Source organism: Nitrospirillum amazonense (assembly GCF_029594735.1).
Lineage (GTDB): Bacteria > Pseudomonadota > Alphaproteobacteria > Azospirillales > Azospirillaceae > Nitrospirillum > Nitrospirillum amazonense.
Genome location: NZ_JARPAF010000002.1, coordinates 1,426,426 through 1,448,640 on the forward strand (window position 1 = coordinate 1,426,426; position 22,215 = coordinate 1,448,640).

General features: G+C 67.0%; 24 protein-coding genes. 17 read left to right on the top strand and 7 right to left on the bottom strand.

Going from position 1 to position 22,215, the window contains the following annotated elements; all coding sequences use genetic code 11:
• Positions 1–19: 19 nt before the first annotated feature.
• A complete protein-coding gene (locus P5F91_RS12600) occupies positions 20–1,297 on the bottom strand; it encodes an ABC transporter substrate-binding protein (protein WP_277907323.1) in 1,278 nt (425 codons plus the stop codon).
• A gap of 314 nt (positions 1,298–1,611) precedes the next feature.
• On the opposite strand from P5F91_RS12600, the gene P5F91_RS12605 reads away from it, so the two are divergent.
• From P5F91_RS12605 to P5F91_RS12625, 5 genes are all read left to right on the top strand, one after another.
• Positions 1,612–2,805: a vWA domain-containing protein gene (locus P5F91_RS12605; protein ID WP_145609602.1), complete on the top strand. Its 1,194-nt coding sequence runs from the start codon at positions 1,612–1,614 to the stop codon at positions 2,803–2,805.
• Positions 2,806–3,030: 225 nt separating this feature from the next.
• A complete protein-coding gene (locus P5F91_RS12610) occupies positions 3,031–4,482 on the top strand; it encodes an NADP-dependent isocitrate dehydrogenase (protein WP_145609601.1) in 1,452 nt (483 codons plus the stop codon).
• Between the two features lie 417 nt (positions 4,483–4,899).
• Positions 4,900–5,259, top strand: coding sequence for a GcrA family cell cycle regulator (locus P5F91_RS12615; protein ID WP_004272076.1), 360 nt, complete (start codon positions 4,900–4,902; stop codon positions 5,257–5,259).
• Positions 5,260–5,420: 161 nt separating this feature from the next.
• The gene (locus P5F91_RS12620) at positions 5,421–5,696 is read left to right on the top strand and encodes a BrnT family toxin (protein ID WP_145609600.1); all 276 of its coding nucleotides are present in this window, start codon (positions 5,421–5,423) and stop codon (positions 5,694–5,696) included.
• A complete protein-coding gene (locus tag P5F91_RS12625; RefSeq protein ID WP_277907324.1) occupies positions 5,680–6,072 on the top strand; it encodes a helix-turn-helix domain-containing protein in 393 nt (130 codons plus the stop codon). Before P5F91_RS12620 ends, P5F91_RS12625 begins: the two co-directional genes overlap by 17 nt.
• 85 nt (positions 6,073–6,157) lie before the next feature.
• Here the strand turns inward: P5F91_RS12625 and P5F91_RS12630 are convergent, their stop codons facing one another.
• Both P5F91_RS12630 and P5F91_RS12635 read right to left on the bottom strand, forming a co-directional pair.
• On the bottom strand, positions 6,158–7,381 hold the full coding sequence (locus tag P5F91_RS12630) for an NADP-dependent isocitrate dehydrogenase (RefSeq protein ID WP_277907325.1): 1,224 nt from the start codon (positions 7,379–7,381) through the stop codon (positions 6,158–6,160).
• 243 nt (positions 7,382–7,624) lie between these two features.
• Complete coding sequence (locus tag P5F91_RS12635; RefSeq protein ID WP_145609597.1) at positions 7,625–8,209, bottom strand: LOG family protein; 585 nt, start codon at positions 8,207–8,209, stop codon at positions 7,625–7,627.
• A 243-nt stretch (positions 8,210–8,452) separates the two neighbouring features.
• On the opposite strand from P5F91_RS12635, the gene P5F91_RS12640 reads away from it, so the two are divergent.
• The 3 genes from P5F91_RS12640 to P5F91_RS12650 all read left to right on the top strand — a co-directional run bounded on the left by P5F91_RS12640 (position 8,453) and on the right by P5F91_RS12650 (position 10,831).
• Positions 8,453–8,956 (top strand): c-type cytochrome, encoded by a 504-nt coding sequence (locus tag P5F91_RS12640; protein ID WP_277907326.1) that lies wholly within the window; start codon positions 8,453–8,455, stop codon positions 8,954–8,956.
• A gap of 7 nt (positions 8,957–8,963) precedes the next feature.
• Complete coding sequence (locus P5F91_RS12645; RefSeq protein ID WP_277907327.1) at positions 8,964–9,653, top strand: cytochrome b/b6 domain-containing protein; 690 nt, start codon at positions 8,964–8,966, stop codon at positions 9,651–9,653.
• A 155-nt stretch (positions 9,654–9,808) separates the two neighbouring features.
• Positions 9,809–10,831, top strand: coding sequence for a LysM peptidoglycan-binding domain-containing protein (locus tag P5F91_RS12650; RefSeq protein ID WP_277907328.1), 1,023 nt, complete (start codon positions 9,809–9,811; stop codon positions 10,829–10,831).
• A gap of 97 nt (positions 10,832–10,928) precedes the next feature.
• Here the strand turns inward: P5F91_RS12650 and P5F91_RS12655 are convergent, their stop codons facing one another.
• Complete coding sequence (locus P5F91_RS12655; RefSeq protein WP_145609593.1) at positions 10,929–11,237, bottom strand: hypothetical protein; 309 nt, start codon at positions 11,235–11,237, stop codon at positions 10,929–10,931.
• Positions 11,238–11,273: 36 nt separating this feature from the next.
• Positions 11,274–11,738, bottom strand: a complete 465-nt coding sequence (locus P5F91_RS12660) for a hypothetical protein (protein ID WP_040849383.1) — start codon at positions 11,736–11,738, stop codon at positions 11,274–11,276.
• A 239-nt stretch (positions 11,739–11,977) separates the two neighbouring features.
• Here P5F91_RS12660 and P5F91_RS12665 point away from each other — a divergent pair, with 239 nt between their 5' ends.
• A complete protein-coding gene (locus P5F91_RS12665) occupies positions 11,978–13,237 on the top strand; it encodes an FAD-dependent monooxygenase (protein WP_145609592.1) in 1,260 nt (419 codons plus the stop codon).
• On the opposite strand, the gene P5F91_RS12670 is transcribed toward P5F91_RS12665, so the two are convergent.
• Entirely contained in the window at positions 13,234–13,923 is a 690-nt protein-coding gene (locus P5F91_RS12670; RefSeq protein WP_277907329.1) for a helix-turn-helix transcriptional regulator, read from the bottom strand. The two genes, P5F91_RS12665 and P5F91_RS12670, sit on opposite strands and share 4 nt — an antisense overlap.
• 128 nt (positions 13,924–14,051) lie before the next feature.
• Between P5F91_RS12670 and P5F91_RS12675 the strand changes: the two genes are divergently transcribed.
• From P5F91_RS12675 to P5F91_RS12685, 3 genes are all read left to right on the top strand, one after another.
• Entirely contained in the window at positions 14,052–14,609 is a 558-nt protein-coding gene (locus P5F91_RS12675) for a DUF5655 domain-containing protein (RefSeq protein WP_145609590.1), read from the top strand.
• Positions 14,596–15,105 (top strand): hypothetical protein, encoded by a 510-nt coding sequence (locus P5F91_RS12680; protein ID WP_145609589.1) that lies wholly within the window; start codon positions 14,596–14,598, stop codon positions 15,103–15,105. Before P5F91_RS12675 ends, P5F91_RS12680 begins: the two co-directional genes overlap by 14 nt.
• Before the next feature lie 126 nt (positions 15,106–15,231).
• Positions 15,232–15,735, top strand: coding sequence for a hypothetical protein (locus P5F91_RS12685; RefSeq protein WP_040849387.1), 504 nt, complete (start codon positions 15,232–15,234; stop codon positions 15,733–15,735).
• A 126-nt stretch (positions 15,736–15,861) separates the two neighbouring features.
• Here P5F91_RS12685 and P5F91_RS12690 read toward each other — a convergent pair whose 3' ends face one another.
• Complete coding sequence (locus P5F91_RS12690; RefSeq protein WP_246134276.1) at positions 15,862–16,683, bottom strand: DUF2189 domain-containing protein; 822 nt, start codon at positions 16,681–16,683, stop codon at positions 15,862–15,864.
• 298 nt (positions 16,684–16,981) lie between these two features.
• Here P5F91_RS12690 and ccoN point away from each other — a divergent pair, with 298 nt between their 5' ends.
• From ccoN to ccoG, 5 genes are all read left to right on the top strand, one after another.
• Positions 16,982–18,463, top strand: a complete 1,482-nt coding sequence (gene ccoN / locus P5F91_RS12695) for a cytochrome-c oxidase, cbb3-type subunit I (RefSeq protein ID WP_145609588.1) — start codon at positions 16,982–16,984, stop codon at positions 18,461–18,463.
• Positions 18,464–18,478: 15 nt separating this feature from the next.
• A complete protein-coding gene (gene ccoO, locus P5F91_RS12700) occupies positions 18,479–19,204 on the top strand; it encodes a cytochrome-c oxidase, cbb3-type subunit II (RefSeq protein WP_004274100.1) in 726 nt (241 codons plus the stop codon).
• Between the two features lie 10 nt (positions 19,205–19,214).
• Positions 19,215–19,421: a cbb3-type cytochrome oxidase subunit 3 gene (locus tag P5F91_RS12705; protein WP_088871312.1), complete on the top strand. Its 207-nt coding sequence runs from the start codon at positions 19,215–19,217 to the stop codon at positions 19,419–19,421.
• A gap of 9 nt (positions 19,422–19,430) precedes the next feature.
• The gene (ccoP, locus tag P5F91_RS12710; RefSeq protein ID WP_145609587.1) at positions 19,431–20,324 is read left to right on the top strand and encodes a cytochrome-c oxidase, cbb3-type subunit III; all 894 of its coding nucleotides are present in this window, start codon (positions 19,431–19,433) and stop codon (positions 20,322–20,324) included.
• Between the two features lie 335 nt (positions 20,325–20,659).
• Positions 20,660–22,210, top strand: coding sequence for a cytochrome c oxidase accessory protein CcoG (ccoG, locus tag P5F91_RS12715; protein WP_145609586.1), 1,551 nt, complete (start codon positions 20,660–20,662; stop codon positions 22,208–22,210).
• The last annotated feature ends 5 nt before the right edge of the window (positions 22,211–22,215 follow it).

Genomic DNA, 22,215 nt, shown 5'->3' on the forward strand with positions numbered 1-22,215 from the left:
CGCGGCGCCCCTGGCAACCTCAGTGCCCGCCCAACTGCACCGCCCCGGTCTCCTGCGTCCTGGCGTGTTCCAGCTCCGCCAGGGCCGCGTCGATGTCGTACGGCGGGGCCATGAAGCGGCGGAAGATGCGGCCGGCCGCCGCGGTCAGCGGCGCGGTGGCGTCGCGGTCGAAGTAGGCGGCGAAGCCGGCCGCATCCTCCAGCACCTGCCGCCCCGCGTTCTCGAAGAAGGTGCCGGCGCCCGCCGGTGCGGGGCCCGTGTCCCTCTGCCCATCGCGCAGCGGTGACACCATGGCGAGATCGGTGTTGAAACGGTCCAGTTCCGCCGTCTCCGCCAGGAAGCGCACGAAGCGCTGAACCTCGGGCCGCGCGGCGGCCCGGGGGGCCACCACCAGCACGTCCTGCGGCGCGTCCTCATAGCGGGGCATGCCGGGGGTCAGCGTGGGGAAGGGAATGAAGCCCACGTCATCGCGCACCAGGGGCGAGAAGTGCATGGCGGCGAACCCGCCCAGCAACAGCATGCCCACCTGCTGGTGATAGAAATAGGGCAGGGTATCGCGCCAGTTGTCCCCGGGCTGGGGCACGTGGAAGTATCCCCGGTCCAGCAGCAGCCTCCATCGCGCCATCACCGCGTGCGCGGCCGGGTCGGTGAAGGGGATTTGGCCCGCCAGCAGGCGACGATGGAAGTCCAGCCCGTTCAGACGCAGGTCCAGGTAGTCGAACCAGGCGAACAGCGGCCAGTTCTCCTGCGCACCATAGGCGAAGGGGGTGACCCCCGCAGCCTTCAGGTGCGCCGCCACGGCCAGCAACTCTTCCCAGGTGCGGGGCGGCGCCAGGTTCAGACGCTGGAACAGGGATTTGCGGTAAAAGAAGCCCCAGGGGTAGGTCGACAGGGGCACGGCCACGACCTTGGCGCCCACGGTGACGGCATCGACGGCCGGCGGGCTGAACCGGTCGCGCACCAGCCGGGCCAGATCCGGGGGCAGGGGCGCCACCATCCGCCGGACATAGCCGTCCCGCAACGCCTTGCCCGAATCCCAGAACGCGACATCCGGCGCGTCAGGCCCGCCGGCCCTGGCGCCAACCCGCTGCCAGTAGAGGTCCATGGGCACTTCGCGATGGGTGATCTGGATGTCCGGGTTGGCGGCGGCGAAGCGGTCGAGCAGGGCGCTCCAGGCGGTGTGCTTGTCCCGGCTGCCCACCATCATGTCGATGGTCAGGTGGCCGGCCCGTGCCGGGCATGCCAGGCAAAGGACCAGGACCAGACACAGAAGAAGGCCCGCCGTGCCGTCAGACACCCGGCCCTTTCGGCGCGTGACCGCTACCATCCAACGGTCCCCGCCCCGCCTGTCCTATGCCATTTCGATCTCATGCTGGATAACCTTGGGCGGGGGGCTTTTGGCAGGGGAGTCTTTGGGCCGGGGAACTTTTCAACGGCGAACTGGGACCGGAGCGCGAGGCCGGGGAAGGGATGCTACCTATACGGTATGGGCGCCGCCAATCCTACGTGGAAATTCAGGTGGAATGCAGCCGCCCCGCGCGCCCTTGGCCCCACGCCCCCTTGGCCCCGCACCCCCTGGCCCCCGGGCCCGCCGTCGCGTAGACTGGCCCCATGTTCAGCACCTTCTTCTTCCAGCTGCGCCAGGCCCGAATTCCCGTGACCTTGCGGGAGTATCTGGCCTTGATGGAGGCCATGTCCGCGCATGTCGCGGGCTACAGCGTGGAGGACTTCTACCATTTGTCCCGCACCATCCTGGTGAAGGATGAGCGCAACCTGGACCGCTTCGACGTCGTCTTCGGCCAGGTCTTCAAAGGGCTGGAAGGGGCGGTGGCCGGGGATGGTGGCGATGTCGCCGCGCGCGAGTTGCCGGAAGACTGGCTGCGCAAGCTGGCCGAGCGGCACCTGACGGAGGAGGAGAAGGCGCAGATCCAGGCACTGGGCGGCTGGGAAAAGCTGATGGAGACGCTGGCCCAGCGCCTGAAGGAGCAGCACGGCCGCCACCAGGGCGGGTCCAAGTGGATCGGGACGGCCGGTACCTCGCCCTTCGGCGCCTATGGCTACAATCCGGAGGGCGTGCGCATCGGGCAGGAGGGCAGCCGCCACCGCCGCGCCGTGAAGGTCTGGGACCGGCGCGAGTTCCGCAACCTGGACGACACGGTGGAATTGGGCACCCGCAACATCAAGGTGGCGCTACGCCGCCTGCGCAAGTTCGCCCGTACCGGGGCGGCCGAGGTGCTGGACCTGCCCGACACCATCCGCGCCACGGCGGCCAACGCCGGCCATCTGGACCTGAAGCTGCGCCCCGAACGGCACAACGCGGTCAAGGTGCTGCTGTTCCTGGACGTGGGCGGTTCCATGGACGACCACATCCGCCTGTGCGAGGAGCTGTTCTCCGCCGCCAAGGGGGAATTCAAGCATCTGGAGTATTTCTACTTCCACAATTGCGTCTATGAGGGCGTGTGGAAGGATAACCGCCGCCGGCGGACGGAGCAGATGTCGACCGTCGACGTTCTGCACACCTACCCGGCGGACTACAAGCTGATCTTCGTGGGCGACGCCAGCATGAGCCCCTATGAGATCACCCACGCCGGCGGCGCGGTGGAGCACTGGAACCAGGAGGCGGGGCAGGTGTGGCTGCGGCGGCTGCTGGACGTCTACCGCCGCGCCATCTGGCTGAACCCGGTCAGCGAAGGGTACTGGCCCTACACCGCCAGCATCGGCCTAATTAAAAATTTGATGGAAGGCCGCATGTACCCTTTGACCCTGCAGGGGCTGGAGGCGGGCATGCGGGAACTTAGCCATTGATTTATTAACGTTTCTTGGCACCCACCCACGCAAGTGCAGGGGGGCAGGGACGCCCAAAGCACAGTTGCCGCGCCGGGCGTCCCGGCATAGTGTCCGCGCGGGCTCAAAGATTTTGAGCCGGACGCGGGCGGCCTTCCCAGACCGTGCCCCAAACCGCGCCCCCCAAACCGCGCCATGTCCCCCGATGGTTGGGGAAAGGTGCTAGTGCCAAGGATGAAAGAGAAGATGAATTCTCCGACCAAGATCACCATCGCGCGCGGCGACGGTATCGGCCCCGAGATCATGGACGCCACCCTTGAGGTGTTGGCCGCCAGCGGCGCCAACCTCGAGTATGAGGAAATCCAGATCGGCGAGAGCGTCTATCGCCGGGGCATCATGAACGGCATGGAGCCCAGCGCCTGGGAAAGCCTCCGCCGCACCAAGGTGTTCCTGAAGGCCCCGATCACCACCCCGCAGGGCGGCGGCTACAAGTCGCTGAACGTGACCATCCGCGGCGCCCTGGGCCTGTATGCCAATATCCGCCCCTGCGTCTCCTACTCCCCCTTCGTCGCCACCAAGCACCCGTCCATGGACGTGGTCATCGTGCGCGAGAACGAGGAAGACCTGTATGCCGGCATCGAATACCGCCAGACGCAGGACGTGACCCAGGCGGTGAAGCTGATCTCCCGCCCCGGTTCGGAAAAGATCATCCGTTACGCCTTCGAATACGCGCGGGCCAACCATCGCCGCAAGGTGACGGCCTTCGTGAAGGACAACATCATGAAGATCTCCGATGGCCTGTTCCATCGGGTCTTCGACGAGATCGCCGCCGAGTATCCGGACATCGAGGCGGAGAGCATGATCGTCGACATCGGCGCCGCCCGCCTGGCGGACACGCCGGAGCACTTCGACGTCATCGTCACCCTGAACCTGTACGGCGACATCATCTCCGACATCGCCGCCCAGATCACCGGCTCGGTCGGCCTGGCCGGTTCCTCCAACATCGGTGACCAGTGCGCCATGTTCGAGGCCATCCACGGCTCCGCCCCCACCATCGCCGGCAAGGGTATCGCCAACCCCTCGGGCCTGCTGCTGGCCTCGGTCATGATGCTGGTCCACATCGGCCAGTCGGAAGCGGCTGAGCGCATCCATAACGCCTGGCTGAAGATGATCGAGGACGGCATCCACACCGTCGACATTTTCAAGCGCGGCGTCAGCAAGGCCCGCATCGGCACCCGTGACTTCGCCGCCAACCTGATCGACCGCCTGGGCGATCGCCCGGCCACCCTGGTGCCCGCCAGCTACCCGGCCGGCGTCGCCAGCAGCTTCAGCGGCATCGCCCTTAAGGGCGCCCCGGCCCAGACCAAGAAGCTGGTGGGCGTGGACGTGTTCCTGGAGCGCAAGGGCGGCACCGGCGACGACATGGCCGCGCTGTTCCAGCCGCTGATCCCCGCCGGCCTGAAGCTGGTGATGGTGTCCAACCGCGGCCAGAAGGTGTGGCCGGACGGCGCGCCGGAAACCTTCTGCACCGACCATTGGCGCTGCCGCGTCATGGCCGACGGCGCCGATGAGCTGAAGCACGGCCAGGTGGCCGAGCTGCTGGCCCGCGTCGCCAAGGAAGGCCTGGACTTCGTCCAGAGCTCCAACCTCTACACCTTCGACGGCGCCAACGGCTTCTCCGCCGCCGCCGGCCAGTAAGGGGGCGCGTAAGCAGGCGGGCATGGGATCGCTCCCATGCCCGTCGCCATTTTGGAGGGCGCCCGTTCCCTCTTAACTCCCCTTTAATAGGGGATGAACGAGAGTGGGCCCGCTAGGAATAGTGGCTGTTCCTGGGATATACCCACTAAGGGGAGGGGCGGCGGGTTTCCCCAGGCTGCCTGCGGATCTTCGATGTGGATTCTGTATCCGCGGTCAAAAAACGAGTCGGAATCACCTGTTCAGGCTTTGGCAAGTTTGGTAGTGTCACACGCATCTCGATACCAAATCTTGTTGATGGGAAATTTCCCGGTATCGACTGCTGGAGCGGGACGCTCGGCGGTGACGGCATGTTTTTGCGCGCCCGCCGATCTCGGGGGCTAAGGAGCGAGGGCTTCGATGGAAGAAGAAAAAGCGTCGATGAGTTGGACTGACGAGCGTATCGAGCGCCTGCGCCAGCTGTGGGGCCAGGGCATGAGCGCCAGCGAGATCGCCGACCTGCTGGGCAACGTGACCCGCAATGCGGTGATCGGCAAGGCGCACCGGCTGGGCCTCTCGGGCCGGCCGTCGCCCATCAAGAAGAAGCCCACGCGCGGCGCCACCATCCTGTCGCTGAACGAGCGCATGTGCAAATGGCCGGTGGGCGACCCCAAGCACGCCGATTTCCATTTCTGCGGCTGCCCCTCGCTGCCCGGCATGCCCTATTGCCGCGAACACGCGCAGATGGCCTACCAGCCCGCCAAGAAGCGGGATGACGAGCGCAAGCTGGTCATGGCCTGAGACACTGGTCCTCACACGGAATCAAGCGAACCCCCGCCGGCGACGGCGGGGGTTTTGCTTTTGGGGCCCGGTCAGCCGATCATGCGGTGATGGCGGCTTAATCGCTATACGGGATATCCGCACATTGATATGATACCCGCGACTTATGGCTGGGTTCGTTGATGAACTTTGAGATCGACCCGGCCAAGGATGCGGCCAATCAACTGAAACACCGTGTTCCCCTGGCCTTCGGTGCCTTGGTGGTTCTGGACGAGCGCCGGTTGGATGTTGTTGATACCAGGGCCCTATATGGCGAGGTGCGCGTCCAATGCCATGGTCAAGTCGCGGGGCGGGTTTGGGTAGCGGTTTTCACTGAGCGCGATGGCGTCTACCGCTTCATCAGTGTGAGGAAGGCGAATGACCGGGAAACCAGGCGATACCATGCCCATCTCCTTTAAGCGCTTGGCGGATGGCTCCTTCGTGCGCGTCTTCCCCGATGGACGTACGGAACCCTATACGCTTCCCCAACCGGACTTTCAGGCTTTGGACGGTCTGAGCGATGACGAGGTGACGGCGGCGGCCGAGGCGGACCCCGATGCCGTGCCCATGACGGACGAGGAATTCTCTCGCGGCCTTGTCGCTGGCCAAGTCGCGCGCATCCGCAAGGCGACCGGCCTGTCCCAGAACAAGTTCGCCAATCGCTACGGCATCCCCGTAGGTACCCTACGAGATTGGGAACAGGGACGCGCTCGACCTGACGGCCCGACCCTGTCCTACTTGAAGGTCATCGCCGCCATGCCGGACCAAGTGGCCCAGGTGCTCAAGGCCGGCTGAGTCGATGAATACGCCAGCCAAAAGAAAACGCCGGGCGGTGGTGTGCCGCCCGGCGTTTCTGTCACATCGCAACCGTTGATAGGCCTCAGGCGTCGAAGCCCATGGCCTTGCGCAGGTTCTCGTCCAGCTTGGCCAGGAAGTCCTGGGTAGTCAGCCAGGGCTGGTCCGGGCCGATCAGGATGGCCAGGTCCTTGGTCATGAAGCCGGACTCGACCGTCTCCACGCACACCTTCTCCAGCGTCTTGGCGAAGTTGGTGACCTCCGGCGTGCCGTCGAACCGGCCGCGATAGGCCAGGCCCTGCGTCCACGCGAAGATGGAGGCGATGGGGTTGGTGGAGGTGGGGCGGCCCTTCTGGTGCTCACGATAGTGGCGGGTCACCGTGCCGTGGGCGGCCTCGGCCTCTACGGTCTTGCCGTCGGGGGTCAGCAGTACCGAGGTCATCAGGCCCAGCGAGCCGAAGCCCTGGGCCACGGTGTCGGACTGCACGTCGCCGTCGTAGTTCTTGCAGGCCCAGACGAAGGCGCCGTCCCACTTCAGGGCGGAGGCGACCATGTCGTCGATCAGGCGGTGCTCGTAGACGATGCCCTTGGCCTTGAACCGCTCGGCGAACTCGGCGTCGAAGATTTCCTGGAAGATGTCCTTGAAGCGGCCGTCATAGGCCTTGAGGATGGTGTTCTTCGTGGACAGGTACACCGGATAGCCGCGCTGCAGGCCGTAGTTGAAGCAGGCGCGGGCGAAGCCGGCGATCGATTCGTCCAGGTTGTACATGCCCATGGCCACGCCGGCCTCGGGGAACTTGAACACGTCGTAGGTGATGGCCTCGCCGCCGTCGTCGGGGGTGAAGGTCATGGTCAGCTTGCCGGCGCCGGGCACCTTGAAGTCGGTGGCGCGGTACTGGTCGCCGAAGGCGTGGCGGCCGATGACGATGGGCTTGGTCCAGCCCGGCACCAGGCGCGGCACGTTCTTGCAGATGATGGGCTCACGGAAGACGGTGCCGCCCAGGATGTTGCGGATGGTGCCGTTGGGCGACTTCCACATCTTCTTCAGGCTGAACTCGGCCACGCGGGCCTCGTCCGGGGTGATGGTCGCGCACTTCACGCCCACGCCGTACTTCTTGATGGCCTCAGCCGCGTCCACGGTCACCTGGTCGTTGGTGGCGTCGCGATGCTCGATGCCCAGATCGTAGTACTTCAGGTCGATGTCGAGGTAGGGCAGGATCAGCTTGTCTTTGATGAACTGCCAAATGATGCGGGTCATCTCATCGCCATCAAGCTCGACGACGGGATTGGCAACCTTGATCTTCTGCATTCTCAATGCCTTCTGCGTATAGGTAATTTTTATGACAGCCGGCGCCGCGTTTGAGCGCGCCTCGATATGCCAGAGCCGTTTCCCGGGTAAGAAACGACCGCGATTGGGCGACCAGTATATCGGACGGCCGGTATAAGAGCCCATTCGGGCCCGGCGATCAAGCAAGCGGGGCGGGGAACCGGCGTGCGGTCCCCGCAACGGTGTCCCCCCGATGAAACCGGGGCCGCGTGCCCTTGAAACCGGCTACAGCCGTTCCACCGCGATCTTCTGCTGGGCGTCCGGCGCGCGGCGCAGGGCCGGCAGGATGGCGTGGACGCTGTCGACGAAGGTGAAATAGCTCTCGATTTCGCCCCGGCCGAAACCGGTGGCGCGGATGTGGGTCAGCAGGTCGCGCAGCGGATCCCAGTAACCGCCGATGTTGGCGATGACCACCGGCTTGTCGTGCAGGCCCAGCTGGCGCCAGGTGATGATCTCGAACGCTTCGTCCAGAGTGCCCAGGCCACCGGGCATGACGACGAAGGCGTCGGACTTCTCCACCATCATGCGCTTGCGCGTGTGCATGCTGTCCACGACGTGCAGTTCGGTCAGGCCGCCGTGGTCGACCTCGCGCACCTGGATGTGGTCGGGGATGATGCCCACCACCTCGCCGCCCGCCGCCAGGGCGGCGTCGGCGGTGATGCCCATCAGGCCCACGCGGCCGCCGCCATAGACCAGCCGCAGGCCGGCGTTGCCGATCAGGGTGCCCAGGTCGTGGGCGGCCTTCTTGTATTCCTCCGACACCTGGCCCGAGGACCCGCAATAGACACAGACGCTACGCACCTTGGACATTCCTCTCATCCTTATGGAACGGGCGGGATGGGCTGTAATCCCCTTATCCCCGCCCGGGATGCCGCCGTCCGCTGACCGCCAGCGGGGCTTGCCGGACGGGTGACGGCCCGTTACACCATCCTTGCGGGCCGACTGCAAGCCATCCGGCAGGCCGTGCAAGGCGGCGGATGGCATTAGGCGGCCCGGACGGGTGGCGGGCAAGGCCATAGAGATAAGTGGTTACAATCAGGGCAGGAGAGAAGAATGCCGCGTGCTTTTCGTGATGTCCCGCAAGCCTTTCGCACCGGTTCCGCCGCGCGGGTCGCCGCCGGCCTGGCCCTGGCCGCCGCCCTGCTGGGGGGCAGCGTCGCCCACGCCGCGCTGGACCCGGCCGAAATCGTCAAGGCCCGCCAGCAGGACATGAAGAAGCTAGGCGGCGGCATGAAGGTCTTCATGGGCTACCTGAAGGACGACAAGGGCACCGCCCAGGACGTGGCCGCCGCCGCCGCCGCCATGGAGGCCGTGACCAAGGGCCTGCCTGACCAGTTTACCGAGGGCACGGATGTGGGGGTGGGCGAAAGCGAGGCCCTGCCCGTGATCTGGCAGGAGAACGCCAAGTTCCGCCAGGGCTTCACCGACCTGGCCCAGGCGCTGGACAAGATCCTGGCCCTGCCGGCCACCGCCGACAAGGCCGCCATCGGCCAGGCGGTGCAGGCCGTGGGCGGCACCTGCAAGCAATGCCACGAAACCTACCGGCAGAAGAAGTAAGCCGGGCATGACGCCCGCGGGCAAGGGCGGCGTCCCGGTATGGGACCTGCCCATCCGGCTGTTCCATTGGCTGCTGGTCGCCGATCTGGCCGGCCTGTGGTGGACGGCCGCCCATGACAACCTCGCCCTGCATTTCAAGCTGGGCTACGCCGCCCTGGCCCTGCTGCTGTTCCGCCTGTTCTGGGGGGTGATGGGCAGCGACCAGGCGCGCTTCGCCCATTTCCTGAAGGGGCCGGCGGCGGTGCTCAGCCACCTGCGGCACATGGCGAGCCCCGGCCCGCTGCCGCCGCAACGGGGACACAACGCGCTGGGCGGCTGGGCCGTGGTCGTCCTGTTGCTGGTGCTGCTGGCCCAGGTGGGCACTGGCCTGTTCGCCGTGGATGACGACGGGATGGAGGAGGGGCCGCTGGCCCACCGCGTCGGCGCCTCAGCCGCCAAGCTGGCGCGGCGGCTGCACCACGCCAACTTCAGCCTGATCCAGATCGTGGTCGCCGTCCACGTGGCGGCGGTGCTGTTCTATCTGCTGGTCAAGCGCGAGAACCTGGTGCGCCCCATGGTCACGGGGTGGAAACGCCTTACCTTCCTGCCCGGCGAGGGGGAGGCGGGCGTGGGCCACGGCTGGGTTCCGCTGTGGCGGGCGGGCGTGCTGGCCGCCGTCGCGGCGGGATTGGTGGCGGGCTTGGTCGTTTTCGCCTGACGCGGCGATCTTCCAGGCTTGATCGCGCGGGTGCCACCGGGCTATTCCGGAACGGCACCCGGGATCGCACCCAGGATGGTACCCAGGATCGCTTGGGGGGCTCATGAATCGGCGGCCGGGGGTCAGCCGCCGGGACAATGACAAAGGAACCGACTGTGACGCAGAACAAGGTCATTGCCGCCGTCGTCGGCGTAGGCGCGCTGGCGCTGCTGGTCTGGGGCTTGTCCCACATGCAGGCCGACCGCACCGCCGGCACGACGCAAACCGCCGCCCCGGCCGTGGCCGAGGCCCCGTCCGGCCCCAGCGCGGTTCCCACCTTCGATGTGGTGCGCGTCAGCCCCGACGGTACGGCGGTCATCGCCGGCCGCGCCATGCCGGGCGCCGCGGTCACCATCTCCGACGGCGACAAGGAATTGGGTACCGTCACCGCCGACAAGCGTGGCGAGTGGGTGCTGACCCCCACCCAGGCGCTGACCCCCGGCTCCCGCACCCTGTCCCTGAAGATGAAGACGGCGGAAGGCGCCGAGGTCGCGGCGGATGAGACGGTGACCCTGGTGGTGCCGGACGCCAAGCGCGACATCGCCGGCCGCAAGCAGAACGAGACCGGCGGGGCGCTGGCCGTCGTCACCCCGCGCCGGGGCGGCAGCCGCGTGCTGCAGAGCCCGGTCAAGACCGACAAGTCGCTGGCCGTCGCCATCGACACCATCGACTACAACCGCGCCGGCGCCGTCACCGTGGGTGGCGACGCCCCGGCCAAGGCGGAGGTGCAGCTGTACCTGGACAACACGCTGGTGGGCCACGCCACGGCCGACCTGCAGGGCCGCTGGTCCATCACCCCGGAACGCCTGGTCGACCCCGGCCGCTACACCCTGCGCGTCGATCAGGTGGGGGCCGATGGCAAGGTGGCGGCCCGCGCCGAGGTGACCTTCGAGCGCCAGCCCATCGCCGACAGCGACAGCCGCGCCGTGGTGGTGGTGGCCGGCAACAACCTGTGGACCCTGGCCCGCCACCTCTATGGCGAGGGCATCCAGTACACCACCATCTTCGACGCCAATCAGGACCAGATCCGCGACCCCAACCTGATCTACCCCGGCCAGATCTTCATCCTGCCGACCAACGGGCAGGCGGGGGGCGGCCAGGCGAACGGCGGGCAGGCGGGCGCCGGCGGGCATCATTGATGATTTCGAAAGGTCCTGGGGTTGGTTTATTCAGCCCCAAGCGACCAGCCGGCGGCGGTTGATTTTTGGATGCTACGAGCTGCTGTGGTAGGCGGAATTATTGTGAATTCTGTTCGTCCATGGCATCGAGTTTTTTGGTGAACCGGACCAGAAGAAAGACCAGTCCGATAGCCGGTCCGACCGCTGGAATGGCGTAGAGCAATCGGCCTTCGTGACTGGTAAACCAATCTGTGAGGGTGCCGATAAAGTGGTAGGCGCCTAATGCGGCAGCGAAGGATAGACCGAGAGCCACCACTCGTGCGGCACCGTTTTTCAGCACACGAAAAGCTATGAAAAGCAGGGAATATTCCAGCACGATTAAGACCATTGCGATGAGCATAAAGCCGCCCAGCATGATCTCAAGCATGGCGCACTCCGGTCAGGTACGGGCGCCTATTCTTATTCACAGATAGCTGCCGAAGATGCGCAGGTAGGGCCGCGCCTCCTGGATGAACTGCACCGTTTCATACATCAGGTCGGTCAGGCTGACATGGCCCGGCACGTCCTGCTGGCTCAGCACCAGCACCTTCTGCTGTTCATCGACGATGAAGCGGGCGGTGCGCAGGCTGGCCGTGGCGCGTAGGATGGACTGCAGCTTGGCGCGCTTCTCGGGCGCCTCGATGGTGTAGGGCAGGAAGCCGACCTCGGCCCAAATCTGGAACAGGGTGCTTTCATCCTGCGGCGTGATCGAGACGTGGAACAGCAGGCCGTCCAGGTAGAAATGGTGGCGTGAGGGCGAACGGTCGCGGTTGAGCCGCACCGTGCCGTCCTCGCCGAACAGCAGGGCGTCCTTGCCCAGCGGCAGGCCCGCCTGGGCGCTTTGCGCCAAGCCGGCGAGGTTCTGAACGGTGACGATCGCCTGTTCCATTGACTGAACGCCCTCTCAATGCTTTTAACGCCGGTTCGGCAGCAGAACAAACCGGCATCATGCTTACCCTCAGGCGCCGTTGGCCGTCCACCTTAATCCCCGGGCGCACCCCTTGAACTTGTAAAGGCGCCCTATTGCCAAGGTGCGCATTGCGGCGCGCGTGAAGCGGGAGCATATCGGCAGAGAACTAACAAGAAGTAAGCGGCCAGTTCCTGGGAACCGGGTGGGAGGACGCGGACTTGAGCAGCGATATGGATGTGGCGGTCCTGGTGGTGGGGGCCGGTCCCACGGGCCTGGCGCTGGCGGCCATGCTGGGCCGCACTGGCGTGCCCGTTCGGGTGATCGACAAGGCGGCGGGCCGCTCCCAGAAATCGAAGGCGCTGGGCGTGCACGCCGGCACGCTGGAGGCGCTGTCGGACGTGTTCGGCGTGGGCCTGCCGGCCCGCATGGTGGCCACGGGCCAGCCGGTTCGCACCGTGCATTTCCATCTGGGCGACCGGCGTCCCATCCCGGTGGACCTGGGCGGCCTGCCCAGTCCCTATAACTTCGTCCTGGTCTTGCCGCAGGGAGAGACGGAGCGCCTGCTGGCGGAGCAGGCGGCGGCCTTCAACGTCGCCGTCGATTGGAACCATGAGTTGGCCGGCCTGCGGCAGGACGGCGACGGCGTGCAGTGCGAGGTGCGCCGGCCCGATGGCGGCATCGAGCTGGTGCGCGCCGCCTATGTCGCCGGTTGCGACGGCGCCCACAGCGTAGTGCGCCACCAGGTGGGCGCCGGTTTCGCCGGTGGCTCCTATCCCGGCACCTTCCTGCTGGCCGACGTGACGCTGGACTGGGGCCCGGGGCATGGGGATTTGGGCCACGACTCCGTGCGCTTCTTCAGCACGGAGGCGGGGGCCATGGCCTTTTTCCCGATGAAGGATGCGGATCATCCCACGCTGTGCCGCCTGGTGGTGATCCCCAAGGGCGATCCGCCGGTGCCGGAGGCGGAGATCGACCTGGCCGCCTTCAGCACGCTTGCCTGCGCCGTGTCCGGCCTGCCCCTGGTGCTGGGGGAGGCCACCTGGCTGACCCGCTTCACCATCCATCACCGCATGGTGCGGCGGCTGCGCCACGGCCGGGTGTTCCTGGCCGGCGACGCCGCCCATATTCACAGCCCGGCCGGCGGCCAGGGCATGAACACCGGCATCCAGGACGCCCTGAACCTGGGTGCCCGCCTGACGGAGGCGCTGCGCCGGGGCGGGCGAGGGCGGAAGGACGAGGGCGTGCTGGACCGCTACGCCCAGGACCGCCTGCCCGTGGCGCGTGGCGTGCTGCGCGGCACCGACCTGATTTCCCGCGTCGGCCTGCTGGCCGACGGCTGGTGGGGCCGGCTGCTGCGCCGTCACCTCCTGCCCCTGATTATCGGCACCCCCTTCCTGCGGCGGCGCATCGCGCTGACCCTGTCGCAACTGCCGGTGTCGCGCCAGGAACGGCCGGTGCGGCTGGCAGCGCTGGACTAAACCCCGCTGCTGGCCATCTCCCGCGCCGCCGCCTCGCCCTTGGCGCGGCGGAAGTCGGCCAGGCGCTTGCCCGGCTCATCCCGGAACGTCTGGTCCAGCACCTCGGAAGCCCGCAGGCGGTCCAAGCGGAAGCAGCGGAAGTCCGCTTTCAATTCGCACCAGGCGATCAGCAGCCACACAGGCCCGAAAAAGCTGAGCGACAGGGGGCGGACCGATCGCTCGCTCAGGGTGCCGTTCAAGGTTTCATAAGTGATGCGCAGGTACTGCCGCCGCTGGGCGGCGCGCTTCAACTGCAGCAGGTCCACCGCCGGCGGGTGGCGGGTCACCCAGGGGGGCGCCCAGAGGATCTCCCGCGCCGCGCTGTCGCGGGCAGCCTTGGGCAGCACGGCCCGGATCTTGGTCAGCGCCATCTCCGCCTGCGCCGCCAGGGCGCCGTCGCTCCAGATGCTCAGCACCCGGGCGCCGAAGGCTAGGATCTCCGCCTCGTCCTCCGTCAGGGTCAGGGGCGGCAGGAAATAGCCCTGGCCCAGACTGAAGCCGACACCGGCCTCTCCCCGGATGGGGACGCCGGCGGCCAGCAGCGCCTCGATGTCGCGATAGACTGTGCGGGGGGAAACCTCCAGAGCCTCCGCCAGGGTGGCCGCCGTCACCACCGGGCGGCCTCGCAGCAGGTCCAGCAGGATCAACAACCTTTCCGCGCGACGCGCCATCTTGCCACCATGCTGTCAACAGGCTGACCATAGAATGCATGACGGCGCTGGCTCCCGGGAAGACGGTGCGGGTGCCAAAGCCAGGAACAAGAATGGGGGCGGCCATGGCGTCGGTGGAAGACGCGATCGCGACAATGGAACGGAACATCGAGGCGGCGTCGGGGCAGCCGGTGGCCGTGTGGGTGGGACGCATCCGGGCGCAGGGCCTGACCAAGCACGGGGAAATGGTGACTTGGCTGAAAGCGGAGCATGGCTTCGGCCACGGCTATGCCAACCATGTCGCCAAGCGCGCCTTGGCTGACGCGGCACCGCGCTCGGCCGACGATCCCGTGGCGCATTTGTTCGAGGGCAAGGCGGGGCTGCGTCCCCTCCATGACGCGCTGGTCGCGGCGGTGATGGCTCTTGGGCCCGACGTCGAGGTGGCGCCCAAGAAGGCCAATGTCAGCATCCGCCGGCGCAAGCAGTTCGCCTTGATCCAGCCATCGACCCGCACCCGCCTCGACCTGGGCCTGGTGTTGAAGTCCCGTCCCCCGGAAGGCCGGCTGGAGGCGTCCGGCAGTTTCAACGCCATGTTCACCCACCGGGTGAAGCTGGCGGCCGTGGCCGACGTGGATGCCGAAGTGCTGGCCTGGCTGAAGGAGGCGTACGATGAGGCGGTTTGAGCGCGGATTGGCCGCGGCCGCGCTGGCGGTGGCGGCGTTGATGCCCCGGGCGAAGGCGGCGGAGTCGCTGGCGGCCCTCTCCTTCCTGGTGGGCGAGCGCGTCGCCGACCCCGCTGCCGGTGCGCGGCCCAATCAGGGGGGCACGTCGGAGATCAGGCCCGACCTGAACGGCAGCCTGCTGGTGCGCCGCGACCGCACCCACATGGCCGAGGGCGGCGACCTGGACATGGTCATGACCATGTATGCGGAGGACGGACGCCTGCGCGCCGATTTCTTCGACACGGCCGGGCACGTCATCCATTATCACGTGACGGAATTGGCGCCGGGCCGGCGCGTCCAGTTCACCAGTGATCCGGCGCCGGTGGCCCCCACCTTCCGCCTGACATACGAGGGGCTGGCGGGCGGCCGCCTGGCCGTCCGGTTCGAGATCGCGCCGCCGGGCCCACAGCCGTCCTTCACGCTGTTCACCGAGGGGACGCTGTCGCCGGCGCCGTGAGAAGTGCTGCCCGGGCGGCTCCATCCCTCCGCGCATGCCGGCCCGCCCGTCGGCAGCGCTTTGATCCACCGGGTGGCCTGAGTATACAAGGGTGGTGCGGTGCCCTAGCGACAGGATGGCATACCGGTGGTCAGACGCGTCTATTCCCGCAAGGAAGTGGTGGGCCTGCTGGACGCGTTGGAGCGTCAGGCGCGCGAATCCACCCAACTGGCCAAGCAGGCCGAGGCGGCGGCCGCCCGCGACAGCTTCGAGGCCTACAACGCCTTCCGCAACAAGGTGGGGGAGTTCCGGGCCCTGTGCATCCTGGTGGAAGGCCGCCTGCGCAGCATGGACGGCCCCGTGGATGACGTGCGCGAGCGCTACGCCCAGCTGGACACCCTGATGCTGAGTCTGCTGGTGCGGGCCAGCATGCGCTTCTTCTTCGTGCTGTCGGCCAAGACCGTGCTGCCCCTGGGCGCCCGCGAGATCTTCGTGACGGAGTTGCGCAGCCTCTATGAGGCCAGCGAAAAGCTGCGCAAGCCGGAATACGCCAGCCGCTTGAACGAATCCATCCGCAGCGAGCTGGAGACGGCGGAGATGATCCTGGAAGAGATCATCGACAAGGCGCCGTCCATGTTGCAGTTCAGCTGAGCGTGTTCCCTCAATCGCCGGACGGCGGCATCCGCCGCCTTGGCTATCCTCCCTTTTCAGTCCGCTGCCGCTCCCCGAAAAGGTCCGGCGGATGCGGTCGCATCCTAGGTGACGTGAGATTGGGCCTCATGCCTCTGGTGTGACCGGCCTCACTTCCACCGGCAGCCGCACCACGTCGCGGTAGGCGTGCCAGCTGGCGTGCCCGATCAGGGGCAGCAGCGGCACCAGGCCGATGAACAGCGTGACCATGCCCAGTGCCACGGCCCCCGCGATCAGGGCGGCCCACAGCAGCATGGCGCGCGGGCTGGCCCGCACCGCCGTGATGCTGGTGGCGACGGCGGTGAGGACGCCGACGTCGCGGTCCAGCAGCAGGGGCAGGGTCACCACGCTGATGGTGAAGGTGGCCAGCGCCAGGGCGGCGCCCAGCAGGGTGCCGACGATCAGGAAGGGCAGGGCCGCCGGGGTCAGCAGCGCGGCGGCCAAGCCGTCCGGCGGCACATGCACCTCGCCTAGCATCAGGGCGTAGAGCAGGGTGGCCAGCCGCACCCAGAACAGGTGCATCAGCAGCAGCACCACGCCGAAGGCGCCGATGGCGGACAGGTTGCCGCGCCAGGCGTTCAGACAGGCGGCGGCGTCGGGCGGCAACCCCCGCTCGCGCCGGCGCGACGCCTCGTAGAAGGTGACGGACAGCAGGGGCGCCAGCAGCATGAAGCCGCCGGTCAGCGGCAGCAGCAGGGCCAGCCAGCCGTCCAGGATGGCCACGGCCGTGGCGAAGAAGCCCACCGCCGCCAGTATCAGGCCATAGCCCAGGCTGATGGCGGGCGTCGCCACCATGTCGTCCCACCCCAGCCGCAGCCAGTGCCAGGGCCGGTCCATCGGCACCCGCCGGACCGCGGGTGAGGGGTGGGTGAAAACCGGGATCAGGGTCCCGTCCGTCATCGCCGTCATGGCCTGTGCCGCTCCGCCCAGGGGTTGCAACGCCAACCGCGTTCCGGAGGCCTTCTTGCCGGGCCTTCCGTCACTCACCCAACCATACGCCAGGTTGATGGATGGCGGCTTGACGCAGGTCAATGCGGCTGGGTGTGCCCCCCATCACAGTGCCGACGCTGAGGTGCATCGGCCCCGTCGCCCGACGGACACCGCCTGGGAAACCGGGCCCGCCGATGCCCGCAATCGTTGTCTTAAGAGACGAGGTCCGGGGTTCAACCCGGGTCCCTGCCGCTTGAGCCCATATTCGGGGGGTGTCATGAGTGTAGCGGTTTCCGGGGGGGTGCCCATCACGGCGGCCCGCCCCGCCAGCCGGGAAGCCTATGTGGAGGATGTGGTCCGCGCGTTCACCATCGCGACCATGTTCTGGGGCATCGCCGCCTTCACGGTCGGCGTCCTCATTGCCTTTCAGTTGGCGTTTCCCGCGCTGAATTTCGGTTTGGAATGGACCAGCTTCGGCCGCGTGCGGCCGCTGCACACGTCCGCGGCCATCTTCGCCTTCGGCGGCAACGCGCTGCTGGGCACCTCCTTCTTCGTGGTCCAGCGCACGTGCCGCGCCCCCCTGTTCGGCGGCGCGCTGCCGGCCTGGTTCATCTTCTGGGGCTATCAGCTGTTCATCGTGCTGGCCGGCACGGGCTACCTGATGGGCATCACCCAGGGCAAGGAATACGCCGAGCCTGAGTGGTATACCGACCTGTGGCTGACCATCGTCTGGGTCGCCTATCTGATCGTGTTCGCCGGCACGCTGATCAAGCGGCGCGAGCCGCACATCTACGTGGCCAACTGGTTCTACCTGGCGTTCATCATCACCATCGCCATGCTGCACATCGTCAACAACCTGGCGGTGCCTGTCAGCTTCACCGGCACGAAGAGCTACGGCGCCTTCGCCGGCGTACAGGACGCGATGATCCAGTGGTGGTACGGCCACAACGCGGTGGGCTTCTTCCTGACCGCCGGCTTCCTGGGCATGATGTACTACTTCATCCCCAAGGCGGCGGAGCGGCCGGTTTACTCCTACCGCCTGTCCATCATCCACTTCTGGGCCCTGATCTTCCTCTACATCTGGGCCGGCCCGCACCACCTGCATTACACGGCCCTGCCGGACTGGACGCAGACCCTGGGCATGGTGTTCTCCATCATGCTGTGGATGCCCAGCTGGGGCGGCATGATCAACGGCATCATGACCCTGTCGGGCGCCTGGGACAAACTGCGCACCAACCCGTCGCTGCGCTTCACGGTCACCGCCGTCGCCTTCTACGGCATGAGCACCTTCGAAGGCCCGGTCATGTCGGTGAAACCGGTGAACGCGCTCAGCCATTACACCGACTGGACCATCGGCCACGTGCACTCCGGCGCCCTGGGCTGGGTCGCCTTCGTCACCTTCGGCGCCCTGTACTATCTGGTGCCGGTGCTGTGGCGGCGTAAGGGGCTGTGGAGCCAGACGCTGGTCGAATGGCACTTCTGGACCGCCACCCTGGGCATCGTGCTCTACATCACCTCCATGTGGGTGTCGGGCATCATGCAGGGCCTGATGTGGCGCGCCTACGACGACATGGGCTTCCTGCAGTACTCGTTCGTCGAGACGGTGGCCGCCATGCACCCCTACTACATCATCCGCGGCATGGGCGGCATCCTGTTCCTGACCGGCGCCATCATCATGGCCTTCAACCTGATCCGCACCGTGAAGCATGGCCAGCCGCTGGCGGAAGACCGGCCCGCGGGCCTGGTCGCGGCCGAGTGAGCGGAGGGACCGAAAATGAAATTCTCTCACGCCATCGTCGAAAAGAACGTCGTCATCCTGGCGCTGCTGACCCTGATCACCGTGTCCATCGGTGGCCTGGTGCAGATCGTGCCCCTGTTCTCCATCGAAACCACGATCGAGCGGGTGGGCGGGGTGCGCCCCTACACCCCGCTGGAGCAGATGGGCCGCAACATCTACATCCGCGAGGGCTGCTACGTCTGCCACAGCCAGCAGATCCGCACCTTCCGCGATGAGGTGGAGCGCTATGGCCCCTACAGCCTGGCGGCGGAAAGCATGTACGACCATCCCTTCCAGTGGGGGTCCAAGCGTATCGGTCCGGATCTGGCCCGCGTCGGCGGCAAGTATTCCAACGACTGGCACGTGGCCCACCTGAAGGACCCGCGCGCCGTGGTGCCGGAATCGATCATGCCGACCTACGCCTTCCTGGCCAGCCGTCCGCTGTCGGTGCCCAACATCCAGGATCACCTGAAGACCCTGCGCACCGTGGGCGTTCCCTATACGGACGACATGATCGCCAACGCCGCCGCCGACCTGAAGGCCCAGGCCGACCCGGACGCCGACACCAGCGGCTTGCTGAAGCGGTACCCGAAGGCGGTGGTGGGCAAGTTCAACACCGAAAGCCCGGAGCTGACGGAGATGGACGCCCTGGTGGCCTACCTGCAGATGCTGGGCACGCTGGTCGAGTTCAGCAAGCTGCAACCCGAAGACCTGCACCAGTGAGGGGGATGCCATGGAAGAGTTCCACGCCCTGATCTCGCAGGTTTGGCTGCTGTGGTTCGTGGCCTTGTTCAGCGGTATCGGCATCTGGGCCTATTGGCCCTCGCGCCGGCGCCGCCTGGACGAGTGCGCCCGTATCCCGCTGCTGGATGACGCCGACCACCCGCTGCCCGAGCGGCGGCGGCCCCTGCGGCGGACAATGCCGACTATGAAAGGCTGAGGTCCCCCCATGTCGACCCACACTGACAACCATGCCCATGCGGGCAGGGAAAGAGACGCCCACACGGGCCGGGAGACCACCGGCCATGAATGGGACGGCATCAAGGAGTTGAACACGCCGCTGCCCAAGTGGTGGCTGTACACCTTCTACGCCTGTATCGCCTTCGCCCTGGTCTACACCGTGCTCTATCCCGCCTGGCCCAGCCTGCACTCCCACACCAAGGGCGTGCTGGGCTGGACCCGGCGCGACACGGTGAAGTCCGAGCTGGACACCCGTCAGCAGGCGCTGGCGCCCTTGAAGGCCAAGCTGTTGGCCACGCCCATCGGCGACGTCGAGAAGGACCCGGAACTGCGCGGCTACGTGCAGGCCGCCGGCCACATCGCCTTCGCCGAGAACTGCGCCGCCTGCCACGGTGCCGGCGGCGCCGGGGGTAAGGGCTTCCCCAACCTGGCCGACGACGATTGGCTGTGGGGTGGCACGCCGGAGCAGATTCTGCAGACCGTCACCTACGGTGTGCGCAATTCCAACCCGGACTCCCGCGTGTCGGACATGCCGCGCTTCGGCGCCGACGGCCTGCTGACCAAAGAGCAGATCAACGACGTGGCGGAGTACGTGCTGAGCCTGTCGAACACCGGTACGGACAAGGCGGCCGCCGGCCGCGGCGCCCAGGTGTTCGCGGACAATTGCGCCGCCTGCCACGGTGAAAAGGGCGACGGCAACCCCGACGTGGGCGCCCCCCGCCTGAACGACGCCATCTGGCTCTATGGCGGGGACAAGGCCACGGTCGTCCAGACCATCACCTACGCCCGGCGCGGCAGCATGCCGGCGTGGAGCGAGCGTCTGGATCCGGCCACCGTCAAGCTGCTGGCCGCCTACGTGCACACCCTGGGCGGTGGGAAGTAAGGCCGACGGGGGGGTGGGACCCTCCTTCCCCCCATCCCCCTGACGCTTGCCTCCCCCAATACGTGTCACAGGGGGACCCCGCCCAGGGTCCGCACGAGAGAACCCCCGCCGCACCCCATCCGGCGGGGGTTTTTCTTTGCCCAGATCACAGGTGCAGCACTTTGCAAGCGGTTGTTTTCACGGCTGTGACCTGCCGTCGCGGCGCGGCAATGGCCGGCGGGCGGTTGATCTATCGCAAGGCGAGGGGAGCGGTGCGGGCATAGGGTCCGTCCATATCCGCGTTGGTGGCCCAACCGTTAGGGCTGGCCCGCGTATGGTTACTAGGATGGACTCCCATGGAAACCAATCCCCAGGACGGCGGCCTGCTGGAACGCCCGGTCGAACAACGCAAGGCGCCGCCACGTGACGGCCGCCCGCAGTCGATCAAGGCCAGCCGCGACAGCCAGGAAGGCGGCCTGTATGCCGAGCGGGTCAAGGTGTACCCCAAGGCGGTTTCCGGTCCCTTCCGTACGCTGAAATGGACGATTTTGGTCCTGTGCCTGGCGGTCTATTACACCGTTCCCTGGGTGCGGTGGGACCGCGGGCCCGGGGCGCCCAACCAAGCGATCCTCATCGACCTCGCCGCCCCGCGCGCCTATTTCTTTGGCATCGAGATTTGGCCGCAGGAGGTCTACTACATCACCGGCCTGCTGGTGTTGGGGGCCGTTGGCCTGTTCCTGGTGACCTCGCTGGCCGGGCGTGTCTGGTGCGGCTACACCTGCCCGCAGACGGTATGGACCGACCTGTTCATGGCGGTGGAGCGTTGGATCGAGGGTGACCGCGGCGCGCGCATCCGTCTGGATAACCAGCCTTTGAACCGGGAAAAGCTGCTCCGCAAGACGGCCAAGCACGCCGCCTGGCTGGCCATCTCCGTGGCTACCGGTGGGGCCTGGGTGTTGTACTTCGACGATGCGCCCACGGCGCTGAAGGCGCTGCTGACCGGTCACGCCACCATGCGTGAATATTTCTTCGTCGGCCTTTTCACCACCACAACCTATGTCCTGGCCGGTTGGGCACGTGAGCAAGTCTGCACCTATATGTGCCCATGGCCCCGTTTTCAGAGCTCGATGCTGGACGTGCATTCCCTGGTGGTGACCTATGAGGCCTGGCGCGGCGAGCGGCGCGGGCCGCACAAGGCCGGCACCAGCTGGGAAGGCCGGGGCGACTGCATCGATTGCGGCCAGTGCATCGCCGTCTGCCCCACCGGCATCGACATCCGCGATGGCCAGCAACTTGAGTGCATCGGCTGTGGCCTGTGCATCGACAGCTGCAACGAGATCATGACCAAAGTGGGCCGTCCGCCCAACCTGATCCGCTTCGACACCCTGGCCAACCAGGAGACAAAGGCGGGCGGGCAGGCCAATCGCTATCGCCTGCTGCGGCCGCGCGTGGTGATCTACACCCTGGTGCTGGCGATCGTGGCGGGGGTGATGCTGACCGCCCTGGAAACGCGCGCCACCATGGGCATCAGCGTGCTGCGCGACCGGGCGCCGCTGTATGTCACCCTGTCGGATGGCTCCTTGCGCAACGGCTACACCATCAAGGTCATCAACAAGCGGCGGGGCGAAAGCGCCTTCCAATTGGGCGTGGTCGGCCAGCCGGGCGCGACCCTGGTCGTACAGGATGTGGGCGAGGCTCATGGCAGCGATGGCGTGACGCTGCCGGTGCACGGCGACGCCGTCGCCACCTTCCGCGTCTTCGTCAGCCTACCGCGCCAGTCGATGACCCGCGATGGCGGTGCCCAGGGTTCCATCCCCCTGGTATTCAGCCTGACGGAGCAGGGGCCGGCCCCGGCACGCCCCACCTTCTACGAGGGCGTCTTCATGGGCCCCGGCGCCAAGCCCTGATCTGC

Bases quoted from the DNA above. Each gene is read 5' to 3' on its own strand.
- ccoP (WP_145609587.1), top strand. From the start codon at position 19,431: ATGTCGACCCACACTGACAACCATGCCCATGCGGGCAGGGAAAGAGAC.
- P5F91_RS12635 (WP_145609597.1), bottom strand. From the start codon at position 8,209: ATGTCCAAGGTGCGTAGCGTCTGTGTCTATTGCGGGTCCTCGGGCCAG.
- ccoG (WP_145609586.1), top strand. From the start codon at position 20,660: ATGGAAACCAATCCCCAGGACGGCGGCCTGCTGGAACGCCCGGTCGAA.
- P5F91_RS12625 (WP_277907324.1), top strand. From the start codon at position 5,680: ATGCCCATCTCCTTTAAGCGCTTGGCGGATGGCTCCTTCGTGCGCGTC.
- P5F91_RS12615 (WP_004272076.1), top strand. From the start codon at position 4,900: ATGAGTTGGACTGACGAGCGTATCGAGCGCCTGCGCCAGCTGTGGGGC.
- P5F91_RS12605 (WP_145609602.1), top strand. From the start codon at position 1,612: ATGTTCAGCACCTTCTTCTTCCAGCTGCGCCAGGCCCGAATTCCCGTG.
- P5F91_RS12705 (WP_088871312.1), top strand. From the start codon at position 19,215: ATGGAAGAGTTCCACGCCCTGATCTCGCAGGTTTGGCTGCTGTGGTTC.
- ccoO (WP_004274100.1), top strand. From the start codon at position 18,479: ATGAAATTCTCTCACGCCATCGTCGAAAAGAACGTCGTCATCCTGGCG.
- ccoN (WP_145609588.1), top strand. From the start codon at position 16,982: ATGAGTGTAGCGGTTTCCGGGGGGGTGCCCATCACGGCGGCCCGCCCC.
- P5F91_RS12610 (WP_145609601.1), top strand. From the start codon at position 3,031: ATGAATTCTCCGACCAAGATCACCATCGCGCGCGGCGACGGTATCGGC.
- P5F91_RS12630 (WP_277907325.1), bottom strand. From the start codon at position 7,381: ATGCAGAAGATCAAGGTTGCCAATCCCGTCGTCGAGCTTGATGGCGAT.
- P5F91_RS12620 (WP_145609600.1), top strand. From the start codon at position 5,421: ATGAACTTTGAGATCGACCCGGCCAAGGATGCGGCCAATCAACTGAAA.
- P5F91_RS12680 (WP_145609589.1), top strand. From the start codon at position 14,596: ATGAGGCGGTTTGAGCGCGGATTGGCCGCGGCCGCGCTGGCGGTGGCG.
- P5F91_RS12660 (WP_040849383.1), bottom strand. From the start codon at position 11,738: ATGGAACAGGCGATCGTCACCGTTCAGAACCTCGCCGGCTTGGCGCAA.
- P5F91_RS12655 (WP_145609593.1), bottom strand. From the start codon at position 11,237: ATGCTTGAGATCATGCTGGGCGGCTTTATGCTCATCGCAATGGTCTTA.
- P5F91_RS12640 (WP_277907326.1), top strand. From the start codon at position 8,453: ATGCCGCGTGCTTTTCGTGATGTCCCGCAAGCCTTTCGCACCGGTTCC.
- P5F91_RS12690 (WP_246134276.1), bottom strand. From the start codon at position 16,683: ATGACGGCGATGACGGACGGGACCCTGATCCCGGTTTTCACCCACCCC.
- P5F91_RS12675 (WP_145609590.1), top strand. From the start codon at position 14,052: ATGGCGTCGGTGGAAGACGCGATCGCGACAATGGAACGGAACATCGAG.
- P5F91_RS12645 (WP_277907327.1), top strand. From the start codon at position 8,964: ATGACGCCCGCGGGCAAGGGCGGCGTCCCGGTATGGGACCTGCCCATC.